The organism is uncultured Bacteroides sp., from assembly GCF_910578895.1.
Taxonomy (GTDB): domain Bacteria; phylum Bacteroidota; class Bacteroidia; order Bacteroidales; family Bacteroidaceae; genus Bacteroides.
Genome location: NZ_CAJTSC010000027.1, coordinates 31220 through 48302, shown reverse-complemented (window position 1 = coordinate 48302; position 17083 = coordinate 31220). Strand labels below are relative to the sequence as shown.

The window sequence follows — 17083 nt, the reverse complement described above, 5'->3', positions numbered from 1 at the left end:
ATCGTATGCCGGTATGCGTTTCCCTTTATACTTGGGATGCGGCAGGCGGGTGTAGGGCAGGTCGAAGGAGCGGTCGAGCTCCGCTTCCGTCAAGGGCGGGTAGGGCGGATTGACGATGACGGTCTGTCTGCCTACGGTTTGCAAGATACGTGAAGCGGCGTATTTGTTACTCTCCTCTTCGATATGGCGAAAGTTCGCTGCCTGTTTTTTCTTGTCTTTCAGGCATTCTTCGTGCGAATGGAGAGTGATGTCTCCTTCCTGCGGAAACACTTCTTTGGCGAGATATGCCAGTTGGGGGATGTCGGAAACGGGCTGTTGTTGCTTCAGCCTTCTTGCAAGCTCTACGACAGGTTTCTCGCCCATGCCATAAATCAGTGCATCGGCATCGCTGTCTGCAAGGATGCTGGGGCGTACGCGGTCTTGCCAATAGTCGTAATGCGTCAGTCGGCGCATGCTTGCCTCGATACCGCCCAGTATGACGGGTACATCGGGATATAGCTTCTTCAGAATTTGGGTATAGACTATCGAAGGATATTCGGGGCGCATGTCCGGACGTGCGTCGGGGGTATAGGCATCGTCACTGCGCAAGCGTTTGTTTGCCGTATATTTGTTGACCATGCTGTCCATGCAGCCTGCGCTGACGCCGAAGAAAAGCCGGGGGCGTCCCAGTTTCTTGAAATCACGCAAATCGTCCCGCCAGTTGGGCTGGGGGACTATTGCCACACGCAAGCCCTCCGCTTCGAGTATGCGGCCGATTACGGCTGCCCCGAATGACGGATGGTCTACATACGCATCACCGCTGAACAGAATGACGTCCAGCTCGTCCCACCCACGAAGTTCCACTTCTTTCTTGGTTGTAGGCAACCAATCAGTCAGTCTATATTCTTTCATGGGTGCAAAGATAGGGAAAGTTTTCGTCAATCACTTACCACTTGTCAAATTGTAGGGTCATCTCCTCTCCGTCGTAAACCTCGCGGAAGCCGATTTCCTGTTCGGAAAGGTACTCCTTCAGGTCATTAAAGGCGGTTGCATCATCCATGATGATTTCCAATCTCTCGCCTTTTTCTGCTTTGCATATAGCTTTTATGGCAGGGATAAGAGGGCTGTAAAGTTTTTGACCGCGTGTGTCGATAGTTCTCATTTATCTTTTTCTTCTATGGTTTCTTGTTGGGAAAGCCATTGCAGGTAGAGTTTGATAAGTTGCTGCAACCCGAAAGCTTTCATGTTGTTGTGGTAGATAACATCGATGCAGAGGTCGAGCAGGTCTTTGCTGTCTTCCTCTTGGGCGGCGATGAGGGAACGGATATTCAGTTTTAGTTTGTCGAGCACGGTTTCGTCTACGATGCCGTTACTGTCGATGAGGTGGCGGAAAAGACCGTATTTCTCGATGGTAGCGAGGTTCTCTTCTGATATCTCCAAGTTGCGCGTTCCGCTGGGATTGGCTTGTATGGTGTACATGGTGTTGATGTTTTAATGGTTGATTTTTAATAATTCATGTTTTCTGTAGAAGCAAAGATAAGTTTTTCATCACAGATTGTATCTATTTCTATGGATTATTTATGAAGATTGTTGTAATTATCCGCGTATGTTTGCTTTTTCTGTGCGGTGAAGCAAGGGGGCATATCCACGGGAGTACATAAAAAGGAAGGATGTATCAAAAACACTGGCAGAATGATACGACTGCCGGTGTTTTGATACATCCTCTTTCCGGTTTCTATTATTATGTGGAAAAGATTTACAGCGGAATGTATTCCACGAACGCTTCCATTGCTTCGTAGGATGCAAGTCCCAGGCTGTCATACAGTGCGGCGGTGCCACGGTTGCGGTCTTCGCTGCGTTGCCAGAACAGGCGCTCGTCGTTGCCGAGGAACGGTGCGCTTTCCATTTGGCTTTGGTGCTTCAGGATGGAGTTGCGTTTGGCGCGCAGCTCTTCTGGGCTGATAGGCACTGCCATTTCGATGTTTTCGATTTCCCATTCCGCCCATGCGCCGCGATACATCCAGATGCGGCATTCTTTCAACCATTTGGCACCTTCTTCTTTTTCCAGGTCGATGGCGGCGAATACGGCATCCGTACAGACGCGATGCGTACCGTGTGGGTCGGCAAGGTCGCCGGCTACGAATACTTGGTGAGGTTTCACTTCACGCAGCAGGTTGCGTACGATTTCCACATCGGCTTCGCTGATAGGGTTTTTCTGGATTTTGCCGGTTTCATAGAACGGCAGGTCGAGGAAGTGGCAGTGGTCCAACGGAATGTTGTTGTATGTACATGCCGTACGTGCTTCGCCGCGACGAATAAGTCCCTTGATGGTCAGGATGTCGCGGGTATCCATATCACCGTCTTTCTTTTCTTTCAGATAGTTGCGGATTTCGGCATACTTCTCGTTGATAACCTGGTCTTCGCTGTTGTTGAAGAGCTGGTTGAAGCCGTTGATGAAGTGTAGGAAACGGATTACTTCCTCATCGCCTACGGCAATGTTGCCGGAAGTTTCGTATGCCACGTGCACATCATGCTTCTGCTCTACCAGACGGCGGATAGTGCCGCCCATAGATATGACGTCATCATCCGGATGCGGAGAGAACACGACCACACGTTTGGGATAGGGCTTTGCACGTTCGGGACGATAGGTGTCGTCCGCGTTTGGCTTGCCGCCGGGCCATCCGGTAATGGTGTGTTGCAGGTCGTTGAAGATTTTGATATTTACGTTATAGGCAGAACCGTAAAGGGCAAGCAGTTCGCTCAGTCCGTTTTCGTTGTAGTCCTTGTTGGTCAGCTTTAAAATCGGCTTTCCGGTCAGTTGGCACAACCAGACAATGGCACTGCGGATAAGCTTGTCGTTCCATTCGCAGGAGGTTACCAGCCAAGGACGTTGGATGCGCGTCAGGTTGGCGGCGGCAGAAAGGTCGATGGCAATGTGGGCGTTGTTGTGCGTTTGCAGGTAAGATGCGGGGATGGTATCTGTCACATTGCCTTCCACACACTCTTTTACCATTTTCGCCTTTTCTTCGCCCCATGCCAGCAGGTACACTTTCTTGGCAGAGAGAATGGTGGCTACACCCATTGTTATGGAACTTACCGGAGTGCTTTCGATGCTTCCGAACATTTTGGATGCTTCGTTGCGCGAGTCGCTGTCCAGCAAAATCAGACGGGTGGTCGAGTTCAGGCGCGAACCGGGTTCGTTGAAGCCGATATTACCGACACGTCCGATACCCAGTACGGCAATGTCGATTCCGCCGAAACTTTCGATGCGTTGTTCGTACAAGCGGCAATATTCGAAAATAGTGTCTTTGGCAATGGTTCCGTTGGGGCTGAAAACGTTCTGCATGTCAATATCCACATGGTCAAGCAGCATTTCCTTCAATGCGTTGAGGTTGCTGTTAACAGCATCCGAAGCGAGCGGATAATATTCATAAAGGTTGAATACCACTACATTGCGGAAACTCAGCCCCTCTTCTTTGTGCATGCGCACAAGAGCCGAGTAGACGTTGCGCGGCGAGTTGCCGCCTGCCAGTGCCAATATGCAGAAGCGTCCCGCCTTTTGCTTGTCGCGGATTGCCTGTGCGATATCCAAGGCGATTTGGTTGGCTCCTTCTTCGGGAGACTCGTAGATGTCTGTAGGGATTTTTTCGAGACGTGTCAGTACCGACCGTTCGAAAGCGTTCTCAGGTCTGTAATACCTGGGGGATACTCTGTTTAGAGTAATTTGAGAACTAAGATTGGTTTTCATATAACTGGTTATTAATAAATGATTAAAGCTGTCTGCTTATTCAAAACTAAACAAAAATAGGAAAAACAAAGTTTATCCGCACAATATCGAGGTGGATTTTATGATAAAGTATCGGTTTCGGGCACTAATTTGCCCATTGCCCATACTGCTCTTATCTTTAAATCTTCGTCCATTACAATGATATCGGCATCTTTTCCTTTTTGAAGCGAGCCTTTGCGGTCGTATACGCCCATGATGCGTGCCGGTGTTTCGGACACCATCCGTACGGCATCTGCCAAAGGAATATCGGCTTTTTGTACCATGGTACGTATCAGGCGGTCCATCGTTGCCACACTGCCGGCAAGGGCGGAATGGTCTGCCAGCTTGCATACGCCGTCTTCGATGATGACGCGCGGGTCGAAAGCCTCCTTGCTGTCGCTTGCGGCACATGCCAGGGCATCGGTGATGGCACACATCCGTTCCACGCCTTTTATCTTATAAACCAGGCGCAGGATTGTGGGGGGGACGTGGATGCCGTCTGCCACGACTTCCACGGTCATGTCATCCATAAGATAAATGCTTTCCACCGTTCCTTCGTATTTGTACTCGCGACGTTTATGAAAGCCGGGCATTGCGTTATAGAAATGCGTTGCGTGCGTGTATCCGGCTTCATAGGCGGTACGTATATCCTCAAATTCGGCTTGGGTATGGGCCACTGATGCCAGGATGCCTTTTCCGGTGATGTATTTTCCGAACTGCATGGCTCCGGGCAATTCGGGAGCGGCGTCCCAACGCTTGATGCAGTGCCAGTTCTCCACAATGGGGATATATTCGTTGGGATCGGGGTTCTTGATGTTTTCGGGCATCTGTCCGCCTGCCATTGCCATGTTCAGGTAGTGGCCTTCGAGGTGCAGCCCCAGTATCGGACTGTCCTTTTCCGCCATCATCTTGGTGCAAGTCTCTGCCGCTTGTTCAATCATCGGTACGGTAGAAGAGGACAGGGTGGGGAATATGCTAGTGGTCCCGTATTTCATGTGTGTTTTTACGGCACTGCGGAAAGCCTCTTCGGTACACTCCATAAAATCGCGTCCGCCACCGCCATGTGCATGGATTTCCACACCGCCGGGCAGTACATACATTCCTTTCGCATCAATCAGTTGTGCACCGATAACGGCGAGGTCGCAATTGGTTACTTCTAAAATCTTTCCGTCTCTGATGAGCACGGAGCCGTCTTTGAGCCAACCCTGTGGGGTCAGGATACGTGCGTTGATAAGTTGAGTCAACATAGGATTTAGGGGTTAGTGTTAATAAATTAATTGTTTCAGTCGTCAGACATTGTTTCAACGGACAAAAATAGTTACTTTTCGGGTAAGATGGGGTGCGTATATTTAGGTATTTCTATTAAATACTCTAAAATTAAGTATTTGATGTTTAACTAATCATTCTCTCTTTCTATTCCATGTTGCTTCAAGCGTTGGAGATTTTCTTTGGCTGTTTCAGAACCCAACTTCGCTGCGGCTTCAAAGTTCTGCCATCCCAATTCTATATTCTGCTCCGTTCCCAACCCGTAAGCGTATGCCACTCCCAATGCGTTAAGCACCATGGCGTTGATGGGATCCCACAGGTCGTCTATCTCATCTTCTACTACTTGCAGATAAGAAAACGCTATGTCATAATCCTGCACAACTCCCAAACCATCCTGGTAGCAGATGGCAAGATAGGCAGCGGATTTCAGTTCATAACCGCCGTGGGGATTGTCGTAAGCTTTATGGAACCAAGGCACAGCTTTGGCATAATCCTGCTCCACACTGCCCCAGCCGTCGAAATAGTAATAACCTACCTGCCATTGGGCGCCGGGTTCTCCACCGATGGCGGCTATTTCGTAGAAGCGGAAAGCCATGTCGACATCCTGTTCCACTCCGCATCCCTGGTCGTAGCAGCATCCGGCATTGAAGGTTGCCTGTATATCACCTTTGTGGGCCGCCTTGATATAGTAACTCAAGGCTCCTTGCATATCTTTTTTTTCCTGATTAAGATATATTCCGTAGGAACAGCATACGACCGGCGAGATTTCGGCAAGTTGGCGGAAATAGTATTCGTAATGCTCCGGATTGTCGTTGGAAAAGCCCGATTTCCAGATGTTACGATAGTTGCCCCAACCGGCAGTGATACGTCCTCTGAAACTCAGTTCGTAATATTTTCTTGCGATGGGATAGGCAAACTTGTTGTATTCTTCCACGCTTTTGAATTGTTTGGCAAGATCAGGTTCCACAATCAGATAGTCGCCCCAATAGTAAACGTTTCCTATCAGGTATTGGCAGAAAGCATTGCCCCGGTTTGCCTGTTCCAATACTTCCTCATAAGCCTCCTTGAACGAGGAGAAAGGCATGCCGCGCTCCACCGAAGGGGTGAGGTTACCGCAACGGGCGGCACACAGCACTCCTGTGGCGCTACCCATAAGCGCACTTCTCTGCATCAGGAGCGAAGCATTGTCATCATCGGTGGCGAATCCGGCTCCGCTCCACACATACTCTTCGCCCATGTGGCAACGGGCGATGAAACAGAGGGCATCGGCATCGCCTTGCCGTGCGGCTTGGAGCAGCATTTCGTACCCTCGGCGTATCTCTTCTTTATCGAAACTTGTCCAAATTAAATCAACGGCCTTGACGACCGGCAAACTGTATTTACCTTTCATGATTATCGAGAAACTTAAAAACTAATTTTTGAAAATAATCTTTCACATCGAACTGTGTCCATACGGGCGAAAGTCCGGGATACTTCCGGTTGAGGGCGAAATCCCAAAGCCAGTTGTACAATGATTTGAAATCGGTGATGACGGCGCGGCATCCCGTTTCCACAGGTTGGGTCCACTTTACCCATTCCACTTTGTAGGCTATGTTTTCGCCTTCGGTGCAACGGCGGATTTCCATATATCCGCCATCTTCTCCCGTATGGTCGTGATGCAACCATTTCGACTTGCCGTCCCTGATATTTTCGAGTGCCGCCATAACGTCTGTGAAGTCGAAGAACCTGAAATCCTCACCGTCAACGGTCAGGTGGGATTCGGACTTTTTTGGAACCGGAAGTAACTCTTCACACTCCCAGCCATGTATATCGGGCACTTGGGACAAATGAAAGAAATCGCACATCCGGTCGACAGCCTCTTCGGGACTGCATTCGAAATGCAACATGCGCAAAATCGTTCCTTTGATGTCGACATGGACGGCAAATACAGAGTCATCATTATAACTCATGGCAAATACGCATGCCGAAGGTCCTATGTTCACCGGCACACATTTCTCCAATCCGACCAGCGTATGGGAGTCCACTTCGTAAACGGATTGGAATATCCGCTCGTCGGTCACGTTGGAAGTCCGTTCGTTGCCGTTCTCCGTGATGAGTACGAATTGTTCCTTTTGGGGGGCTCTATATGGATAAGTCCTTCCGGGATACTTGTCGTTGTTCATTGGCATATTCTAATTGGATAGTATAATATGGTGCAAAAATAGCTAAAGTATGACATAAATCTTATTTCGCAATAATTTTTTATGCCGTATTCCGGATTACCGTACATGGAAAGTTGTGGAAATGGTATTTCCTTCACCGTCTACTGCGGTCAGGGAATGTTTTCCCGGGACGGGTTGCAGGGAAATCTTGTGAAAATCCTGTGTCTGCTTCACGTATATGTCGTCCAAATGCCAGTAAACCGTAGCGGCGGGGTTGCCGTGTGCCAGTTCTGCGGTCATGAAGCCTTTACTGCCATTCATCTGTTTGGGTAACAATATATTGGCATTCATGGGCGGGTAGATAAACTGCATGGATAGGAACATGTCTTCTCCGCATCCGTGTCTGAAGGGAGGTAGCGGTGAGTATTCGGGGTGATGTTGCTTGTAATACCACTCCCATACAGGCGGCAATGTAAACCGGGATTCTTGAACGGTAGGTTCCGTATCGGCACAGTTCTCATAGATACGGTGAGTACCGTCGGCAGACAGTGTGATGAGGTGATGATACGGGCAAGCCTCGGTTTTCAGGCCGGCGGGCAGTATGAGCAGGGTGTCTGTTTCCGTACAGAAACGTCCTTTCAGATGCCCGGATTGCCGGCATATTTCCGCTTCTACATATATCCCCGCCGGACGTTCAAACCATCGGGAAGAGGGGAGTATATTGAACACATCGAATAGGACGGGGCCCGCTGTCCTGGCTCCTACAAGTCCGGGTTTGCCTTCTCCGGTAGCATTTCCTACCCATACGCCTACCGCATATCGGGAACTGACACCGACCGACCAGGCATCGCGGAAACCGTAGCTCGTGCCTGTTTTCCAGGCGATAGGCTGCATGGACGAGATTGATTTCCAGTCTATCTCTTCCGGACGGTTGACTTCCGTCAGCGCATCGAAAGTCTGCCACACGGCTCCGGGCTGGAAAACCGCTTGGGTGTATGGGATGTCTGTCCGTGCATCGGTATCTGTTGCCGGCATCAGCAGGCTGCAGGGGGCTTGGGGGAAATGCAGCAAACTTCGTCCCATGGCGGCATACGCATTTGTTATGTCCCATAAAGTGGCTTCCGCTCCACCCAAAATCAGGGATAGTCCGTAGTGTGACGGCGGACGGTTGACGGTTTTCAAACCAATCTGTTGCAGGAAATGGTGGAATTTGGGAACGCCGTATTTTTGCAACATACTGACGGAAGGGATGTTCAGCGACCTTGCAAGCGCTTCGGATGCAGGAACGGCTCCCTCGAATTGCAGGCTGAAATTCTGGGGGGTAAAGCCGTTGATGTTAATAGGTATATCCGGTAACAGTGTGTGGGGAAGCATGCTGCCTTCTTGCAGCATGGCATAATACAGAAAAGGCTTCAGAATACTGCCTGTACTTCTGGGGGCCTGTATGATATCCACCTGATTGCCGGTTTGCCGTTCCCCGAAACGAACATTGCCGCAATATGCAGCCACCTGGTTGGTATGAATATCAATTACCAGGATTGCCAGGTTGCGTATGTCACTCCGGCGGAATTCGTCGCTCCAGCGTTCCGCCAAGTTTTCTACCTGTATTTGGAGACCTATGTCAATGGTGGAACGGGAATGGTGTCCGTTGCGTTCCCGATAGAGACGGCTCACCAGATGCGGAGCGGTTTGCGGTAGCGGATGAGGTGCCGAGGGAAGCGGTTCGCTTATGGCAAGCTCATAACCCGATGCGTCAATCGTACCTTTTTCGTACAGTAATTTCAAGAGCCGGTTGCGTTTGTTGAGCAAAGCTTTTCGCCCTTTGGAAAGGTGTATCATGGCAGGGGCGTTCGGAAGGACAGCCAGAGTGGCGGCTTCCGCCCATGACAACTCCTCTGCGGAATGCCCGAAATAGCGCCAGGCGGCAGCATCAAGCCCTACCACATTGCCGCCGAAAGGGGCGTGTGAGACGTACATGGACAGAATCTCTTCTTTGGAAGCGCTGAACTCGAGCCGGGTGGCTAAAATCATTTCGATGAATTTCTCTCCGAATGTTCGGGGTTTGTTTCTTGCCAGCCGGATGGTTTGCATGGTAAGGGTGCTTCCGCCGCTTACCACCCGTTTGTTTTTCAGATTTTGCCAGGCTGCCCTGCCTGTGGAGAACAGATTTACTCCCCAGTGATGATAGAAGTGCCTGTCTTCAAAAGCAATCAGGCAATGTTTTACCTTTTCGGGAGTGGCGGTGCGGGGAGGGAAACGCCATTGGCCGTCGGAAGCGATGCGTGCTCCCAATAATTCTCCGTTACGGTCGGTTACAACCGTGGAGTAGGAGACCCGGAAAAGTTGTCCGGGAAGGCAAACGACGTATCCTGCCACCAGGAACGTAATGAGGATAAGGATTACTTTCCTGGTGGCGGACAGTTGCCGGATGCGTCCGATTATGTTCCGAACAACCGGTGTCATCTGCTGACGGTTGTTCTACCGGCCTCTGTGCGTGCCTGTGCGGTAACATCGTACATTGCCTCGCATTGGATGGCGGGCAGGACAAAATCGCCGGTATAGGTTGCTTGCAGCCTGATTGTGAATTTCTTCGATGTGCCGCATGGCAGGTCGAAATAGGTCAGTACCCGGTCGTCGCGGATATCCTGATAGGTGTAGTTGCGCGCTGCCACAGTCTCCGGTGTCATAATTCTTTCATTGTGGATTTCCCAGCCGGAAGGAATGATGTGTGTCAGTGCCAGATTGCTGTAATCGGTGCTGACGCTGATATTGCTCACCGTTACGGTTGCCATGAAATCCGTACTTTGGCGGATGTTTTCGACCGAAATAGGGGAACCGTTCATATCGGTGTATTTCACGTCAAGATGAAGATTGTCGCTCATTGCCGGTAGCGTATCGTTTAGCAATTGCATACGGCTGATGAGGTCCACGTTCAATGCACCTTTTCCTTGGTTCTTTAACGTGACATTGCCTTTGCCGGAAGAAACGGGCAGTGCCTGTTCAAACAAGGCTTTGGCGGATTTCACGGCAGGTTGTTGCTTTCCGTTCCGGCTCCAGGTAAAGTCCAAAGTGCCGGATGACTTTTCTGCCAGTCGTCCCATTGCCATGAGGGCGAAAGCGGTGGATTGCGTATTGAACCGTTCTTCCTGCGAGAGGTTCCGGGATACTTTCTTTGCTTGTTGCATGGCGGCTTGCTCGCGATTCATAAGAAGGAGCGTTTCCAGTATCATCGCTTCGTCACGGTCGCATGAGCCATAGATGAAGTTTTGTGAAGAATAGGGAGAAACGCCGGTCTGTATGTTGTATACCAATTCTGCAGCAGGTTTCATTTTGCCTGTCAGTGCGTATGCGGCGGCAATCCTCCACTTGGCTTGCAGAGAGAGTGAGGCTTGCTCTTTCATTCTGTTCATGGCTCCGTACTCGGGCACACCTGCCAAAGCCAGTGTGTACAATCTGTATGCTTGTTGCAAATCCGATTGCCATTGCATCCATTCGTCCGCTTCTTCGGAGATGCGCCGGTTTTGTGCGGCTGCACGCTGGAAGCGTTTCCACTTATTCAGGACATTTTGATTGACGGCATACCCTTTTTCTTGTGCCAATACAAGGAACATGCCCGCATAGGATGTAATCCAGTCGTTGGCAACGGCATTTCCCGGCCAGTAGGCAAAACCGCCGTTAGGAAGCTGGCGGCCGTAAAGTTGGCGAATGCTTTCTTGTACATTCGTCTTTATCTTTTCGGCTTCTTCTTTGTCCACGGTCTTGAATTGGTTGACAAAGAGCAGAGGTAATGCTTTGGAAGTCAACTGTTCGGTACAACTATGCTGATAGTTGTATAGAAAATCAAGACGGCGGCTTATATCCACCGATGGTATGCGCGACACTTCCAACCGTATATCGGTGCCGGACGGCGCGGCTCCTTGCAGGTCGTAGGAGAGGGTTGCGCTCTGTCCGCCCTCTATCCATTGGCTGCTGCGGAGGGCTACTGCCGGGTTGGGGTTGCGTACTTCTATTTCAATCGTCTCTTTGGTTTGCAGTCCGTTGCCGTTGGCAGTAAGGCTGATTGTAGCCTTTCCGGTCTGGCTGCCCGTCTTTATTTTGAAAAATAGAAGTCGGTCGCCCGGCTGTCGGAAAGTAACGGACTGTTGCGTATCACCTGCCACGTATACACCGGTACCGGAGGCGTGGATGTTTACCGTCACATTCTTCACCTCTTTTTCCATGGCAAAGACATTGACGGGAACGTTGATTTCTTCCCGGGTGCTGAGAACACGAGGTAATGTGGAGAGCAGCATCAGCGGGGTTCGGACGAAAGATGTCTTTTCGGCATTGCCGTAAGCTCCATTTTGTCCGGCAACTACCATTGTGCGTACCGAACCAACGTACATTGGCAGTTTCAGCGTGTGTGTCTGCTGCTTGCCTTTACCTATATGGAAAGGCCCGATAAACTTGACCACCGGTCTGAAGCGGTTCGCTTTCGCATCGGCGGGCTTCAGCATCTCATCGCCACCTGTGCTGAATAAGGAGGTGTAGCGTCCGGCATAGGCTCCCAGCACATCGTCATACATATCCCAGGTGCGGATGCCTAATGCTTCGCGAGCATAGAATTCATTCCACGGGTCGGGGGTCTTGAAGTTGGTAAGGTCCAGCAAGCCGTCGTCTACAACAGCGAGGGTGTAAGTCATAGGCTTGCCGTTTTTTTCGCTGACGGTCACGCTGAAGTCTGTTTCAGGTCGTAATACTTCCGGCATACGGATTTGCGGCTGCAATACCGTCTGTTTGTTAGTTACGGTCACGGGCATTACACCGTACATACGTATGGGCAAGTCGTTTACCGTCTGCGCATGCGGCTGCAATAAACTGACGTGCAAATAGATGTTCGGAGCCATTTCCGGTGTTATCTCGAAAGCATATTTTGTATCCTCTTTGCTGCTTACTTCAATCCATTCGTGTTTCAATACGGTCGAACCGTTCTCTAAAGAAACCAATGCCCGTCCGCCTGCTGCGGCCGGAATGGTGGCAATGGCTGTTTCGCCTATTTCATAAGACTCTTTGTCAAGTGAGAAAGCAAGCATCTTGATGCCGCTCGGATCCGTTTTGCTGGAACGTCCGCGCCATTCGGGCCAGTCTACATATACGGTACCTCCTGTGGCATGACCGCTTTCTTTGTCTTTCACATATACCAGGTAACGCCCCCAATCGGGATAATCAATTTGGAAAGTAAAGCTTCCTTTTCCGCCGGATGTATGCAAGTTTCCGGCGGCTACGGGAGTGATGGAACTGCTGTTGATGTATGTGCCGAATGATTGATCCTGCTTCTCCCACCACCAGCTCCAGCCGATACGGTAAATTTTGTATTCGAGATTGGAACGGCTTACGGGTTGTCCTTTGTCGTCAACGGTGATGATGTCGAAGCGATGCTTTTTGTCTGTCTCGATATATTTGCCCTTCGGTTGGTTCAGGTTGATCCCGACATACGATGAGAAAGGCGAATAAGGCACGGTCTGCACATATATGCTGGCATCGCCGCCCGGTTCGAACACACGTGTGGTCAGAGTGGCGTTAAGCATCCCCGGCGCGTTGGCGGCATTGGGCAGTTGCCATATAAAGGCAGTTTTTCCTTCACTGTTGAGGCTTCCTTCGAAGATATCCGTCTTTACGGAGGTGAAGTCTGTTGCCGGGTTGTTAAAGATATACCGGCTGTAATTCTTGAATTGTGTGTTCACCTTCGACAAGGACATTTCCACTTTCGCCTTTAAGCCCGAAGCCGTAGCCCCCGTCAGCCATGCGGAGGAGAGGGAGACCGGTATTTCCCGGGCGGAAACGGAGATTACCTCTTTGGGTAGCCCTAAGTTGATTTTCAGCCTGTTGGGCTTTACGGTTTCAACACGCAGACTCTTATGGAAAGCGGTTCCTCCCACTTTGACATAGGCATTCCAAAGTCCTGTAGGGTCTTCTGCCCGGGTAGGTACGTCAAATGTATAGAAGCCGTTTGTGCCTTGTGTTGAAATCATCTTCGTATAAAATTGCCCCTTAGGATTATATACTTCCAGCGCGACGGGATGTTTGTCGGGTATTCTCTTTTCCCTGTCTTCCAGTATAAAAGACAGATGCAGCGTGTCACCGGGGCGCCATACGCCTCTTTCTCCGTATATGAAGCCTTTCAATCCTTTCCGTATCTCTTTTCCACCTACATCAAAACGACTGACGGACTGTTCTTCACCGTCTGCTACGCGTACGTAGGCTTTTTGGTTATCCGACTCGGCAACTACGATGAAGGGGACGCCTTTCGCGGTAATTTCGGCAAATCCTTCATCATTCGTCTCGCCTTTTCCTACGGGTTGCAACTGGAAATTATAGACGGTTATCCTTACTTTTCCTATAGGTTTCGTGTCCAGCATGTTGCTTGTTGCAATCCACAGTTTGTTCAGTGAATTTCGTTTGACAATCATACCGATGTTCGATGCGAATACATTGCAGGATGCCGCCCGGTCCGAATCCATATAGTAGGACGGGTGGCAAGGATTGTTCCGCTCTTTCCAGTCATATTGGCTCCAGTCCATTTGCACTCCGCCGTTGTAGTAAAAGTAACTCTGCGGGATGTCCCAGGCTTCTTCTTCCTTTTCCGGCAGGGTGTTTCCGCTGATTTTGGTTAATCCGTCGGATGCCGTATTGTCTGCGAATTTCATATTCCGTGTTTCCGTGTTTCCGCAAGGATAGGCGGAATACTCTTCGCGGAAAGAGAGGATGACGCGGTAAATGGCACCCGGTTCCTGGTTAATCAGTCCGGCAAGGTCTATGGAGTAATCTTCCCAACTGTGTATGTCTTTGGAAGTGTCTTTTGCCAGCCACAACGTTTTTTTGTAGACCAGTCTTCCCGAACGGCGCAATTCATTGGCGGATGAGAGTGTGTTGGTTTGCATGAACGTCAATACGTTGCTTTCGTATATACGTATCACATTCAGGTCGACCGCATATAGATTGACGGCGCGGAAAGGTATAATAAGATTTTTCGAATTGGGCAGGATGGCGGAAGAGGCGGACATTTCCACCTGCGGTTTCAGGTTGACTTCGCTGAATGAAATGGAGTGTGCCGTGCCAAGCGGTCTGTCTTGGCAGTCTTTTACTCCTTTGTCTATGTTCAGCGTGAGTTTGTTCAGTTGGTTATGCTCAAAATAGAGATATGCTTTATTGTCTTTTATTTGAAGTATGGTATTGGATACTTCAGGAACCTCAATCAGCCCGTTTGTGTTTTGGGTAACCGAAAGGGGAGCGGAGAATACGATTTCTATTCCGTTCTCCGGTTGCTCGATACGCTTGGCGGAAAGAAAACGGAAACTGTTGCGGGCAGGGATTAATAGGTTTGTATTTTGTTTTCGTTCAATTCCCGCAGGAGTGCCGTCTGCGGTTATTGTCAGTTGGTAATCTTTCTCTTTTCTGGGGATATCGGTTATTTCGAACACATAGCGTGTGGCATTGTCTGTAGGGGTGACGGTGAAAGGAAAAGTTTCACCATCCTTGTTGCGGACGGAAAGCATCTTTTCCACTTCTTCTTTCTTTATAGCGTCGCTGAATCGCATTTCTCCTTCTATGCCGGCTTTGCCGGGTTTGGCTTCCGTCAGGGAAAGCGCTTCTGTCTGTAGGACGAAACTGCGTTCTTGTACGCGGAATGAGAACTTGAATAGTTCCAAACGGCTGTCTGCTTCCGTAAAATCTCCTAACCGGAATGTTCCTTCATAAAACCCGCCGGGCTTTAAAGCGCCTTCTTCGGGAACAAACTCAATGGTATTGTTATTCACCCAATAAGCCTTTCCTTTCAAAGATGGGGAGAATTTGAAAGGGTTGTCTTTTAATTCGCTGTTTAAATCTACCATGGGCTGGTCGCGTGCCAGTTCTATGCGGATGGTTGAGTTTTGCGAGATAACTCCTCCCGTATAGGCGTTGATATAAGGTGCATATTCGGCAGAGGGGACGATGTCTTTCCGGTCGTCCGAACAAGAGGATAGTACACACGTTGCCAGTAGGAGAAATAATAATCTACTGACCATGCAATGTCTGATGTCAGTCTGTATCATAATCATGAAGGTTTTAATAACTCAATAAATGGTAAAAGAGTCTGCGTCTTTCCATGCAGGAAATTTGCTTCTGAATCCTTGCAGGGCGGAAAGTTCAAGAGTGGCGGTGGCTGTCCCTTCCTCATTGTCGGGCATCCGGGCAAGCAGTTCGCCTTTGTGCGAGTAGATAACGCTTCCGCCGTTGTAGGACAATTGATAGCCGTCCGTCCCGATACGGTTGACGCCGCAGACGTAACTCATGTTTTCCAGTGCACGTGCTTGCAGAAGTATGTCCCAGACTTTTCGTCGGGAGGCAGGCCAATTGGCGACATAAATCAAAAGGTCGTATTCATTGTTGACATTCCGGCTCCATACCGGAAACCGAAGGTCGTAGCAGACAAGCAACAGTATGTTCCAGCCCCGATAGGAAATTATCGCACGATGGTTGCCTGCCGTGAAATGTTCCGCCTCATTACCCATGCGGAATAAATGCCGTTTATCGTAAAAATGGGTTTCTCCATCGGGAGTCAGGAAGAAAGCACGGTTGTGGTACACGTCCTTTTCCTCACAGGAAATGTAGCTTCCGGCAATGGCTATCTGATACTCCGAAGCCCATTGGCGCAGCATGGTGATGGTATCACCTGTCACCGGTTCCGCCAATGCACCGGTATTCATGCTGAATCCGGTAGAGAAGGTTTCCGGCAAAACGACAATCTCCGCCGCTCCGCGAAGTATTTCCAGTTTTTCGCGAAGGCGACGGAGATTGTCTTGTTTGTTTTCCCAAGCAATATCCGTTTGCAGGATACTGACACGTAGTTGGTTCATACTGTTAAGCGATTGTTGCCAACCGCTTTTTTAAATCGTTCCGATTGAAAAATTTTCAGGAATCTTTCCATGAAAGTCCTTGAAATAGAGTTTTATCTCACACATATCCTTTTCAATATCTCCCGTCGGCATTATTGCCTTGGTGGAAGTTATGGTTTTGGTAGGATAGTCTATGCCAATCAGCATGATGGGGACTTGCGCTTTCAATGCGATGAAGTAAAATCCCTTTTTCCAGTTAGGGTTAGCCTTGCGTGTTCCTTCCGGTGTAATGGCTAAATGGAACTGTTTGCTATTGGCAAATTTACGCGCCATTTGGTCTACCAAGGAAGTGTTCCGGCTTCGGTCTACCGGTATGCCGCCGATGGCTTTGAATATCAATCCCAAAGGAAAGAAAAACCACTCTTTTTTCATCATAAATCCGGTTTTCCGCCCAATGGCGCCATAAAACAGTTTACCGATAAATAAATCCCAATTGGATGTATGCGGTGCCGCACAGATGACACATTTGTCATAATTGGGTACCGTTACATTTGTTTTCCAACCTAACAGGCGATAATAGATAAAACCGTATAGTCTTTTCTTCATTCTTATTATTTAAGTTTGCCGATAGCCTCAATAATCTCGTCCACTTTTGCATTAAAATCGGAACGGAATTTCTTGTAGTAACCTTTTACATTTCCCGGTTCGGTATGGCTGATGCGGCTGATGAATTCATCTTGCATATTCAGGATTTCGACCATCAGTTCATCGGCTTTGTTTTTGTCCGTTCCAGGTACGTACAGGCTGTTTACAAGACATTCGGTGAATAGCTCGCCGGCGATATAGTTGACGTTCTTTTTCAGTACTTTTCTGCTTGCCATAATCTTTACTTTTTATGTGAATAAATTGAATTATTTTCGGTAAAGATACTATTTTTCTTGATGAATGGAGAGAAAAAGTGGGATTTTATGTGTTTTTAATGGGAAGCGGTTCGTGGAATAATTCTACATTTGTGGAGATTTTCTACAATCCGGATGTGGAATATGGGTGTGGCATAGCTGCTTTATATATGTTTT

Annotated in this window: 11 protein-coding genes and 1 pseudogene; all 12 read right to left on the bottom strand. The window is 49.2% G+C overall.

Annotated elements, in window-relative coordinates; all coding sequences use genetic code 11:
• Positions 1-891, bottom strand: a pseudogene (locus QZ327_RS08585) (YgiQ family radical SAM protein); the annotation flags it as partial.
• Positions 892-925: 34 nt separating this feature from the next.
• Positions 926-1141: a sulfurtransferase TusA family protein gene (locus QZ327_RS08580; protein WP_294618659.1), complete on the bottom strand. Its 216-nt coding sequence runs from the start codon at positions 1139-1141 to the stop codon at positions 926-928.
• Positions 1138-1458, bottom strand: a complete 321-nt coding sequence (locus tag QZ327_RS08575) for a hypothetical protein (RefSeq protein ID WP_294618658.1) — start codon at positions 1456-1458, stop codon at positions 1138-1140. Before QZ327_RS08575 ends, QZ327_RS08580 begins: the two co-directional genes overlap by 4 nt.
• Before the next feature lie 277 nt (positions 1459-1735).
• Positions 1736-3727: a glucosamine-6-phosphate deaminase gene (locus QZ327_RS08570; RefSeq protein WP_294618657.1), complete on the bottom strand. Its 1992-nt coding sequence runs from the start codon at positions 3725-3727 to the stop codon at positions 1736-1738.
• Positions 3728-3825: 98 nt separating this feature from the next.
• A complete protein-coding gene (gene nagA, locus QZ327_RS08565) occupies positions 3826-4992 on the bottom strand; it encodes an N-acetylglucosamine-6-phosphate deacetylase (protein WP_294618656.1) in 1167 nt (388 codons plus the stop codon).
• 149 nt (positions 4993-5141) lie between these two features.
• Complete coding sequence (locus tag QZ327_RS08560) at positions 5142-6401, bottom strand: hypothetical protein (protein ID WP_294618655.1); 1260 nt, start codon at positions 6399-6401, stop codon at positions 5142-5144.
• Positions 6391-7173: a hypothetical protein gene (locus QZ327_RS08555; protein WP_294618654.1), complete on the bottom strand. Its 783-nt coding sequence runs from the start codon at positions 7171-7173 to the stop codon at positions 6391-6393. The genes QZ327_RS08560 and QZ327_RS08555 overlap by 11 nt, the downstream gene beginning before the upstream one ends.
• Before the next feature lie 96 nt (positions 7174-7269).
• A complete protein-coding gene (gene pbpC / locus QZ327_RS08550; protein WP_294618653.1) occupies positions 7270-9615 on the bottom strand; it encodes a penicillin-binding protein 1C in 2346 nt (781 codons plus the stop codon).
• The gene (locus QZ327_RS08545; protein WP_294618652.1) at positions 9612-15224 is read right to left on the bottom strand and encodes an MG2 domain-containing protein; all 5613 of its coding nucleotides are present in this window, start codon (positions 15222-15224) and stop codon (positions 9612-9614) included. The genes pbpC and QZ327_RS08545 overlap by 4 nt, the downstream gene beginning before the upstream one ends.
• A 21-nt stretch (positions 15225-15245) precedes the next feature.
• Positions 15246-16028 carry an amidohydrolase gene (locus tag QZ327_RS08540; RefSeq protein ID WP_294618651.1) on the bottom strand — a complete coding sequence of 261 codons (783 nt, stop codon included), beginning with the start codon at positions 16026-16028 and terminating at the stop codon, positions 15246-15248.
• A gap of 30 nt (positions 16029-16058) precedes the next feature.
• Positions 16059-16613: a lysophospholipid acyltransferase family protein gene (locus QZ327_RS08535; RefSeq protein ID WP_294618650.1), complete on the bottom strand. Its 555-nt coding sequence runs from the start codon at positions 16611-16613 to the stop codon at positions 16059-16061.
• Between the two features lie 5 nt (positions 16614-16618).
• A complete protein-coding gene (locus QZ327_RS08530; protein ID WP_294618649.1) occupies positions 16619-16888 on the bottom strand; it encodes a hypothetical protein in 270 nt (89 codons plus the stop codon).
• Positions 16889-17083 lie beyond the last annotated feature (195 nt).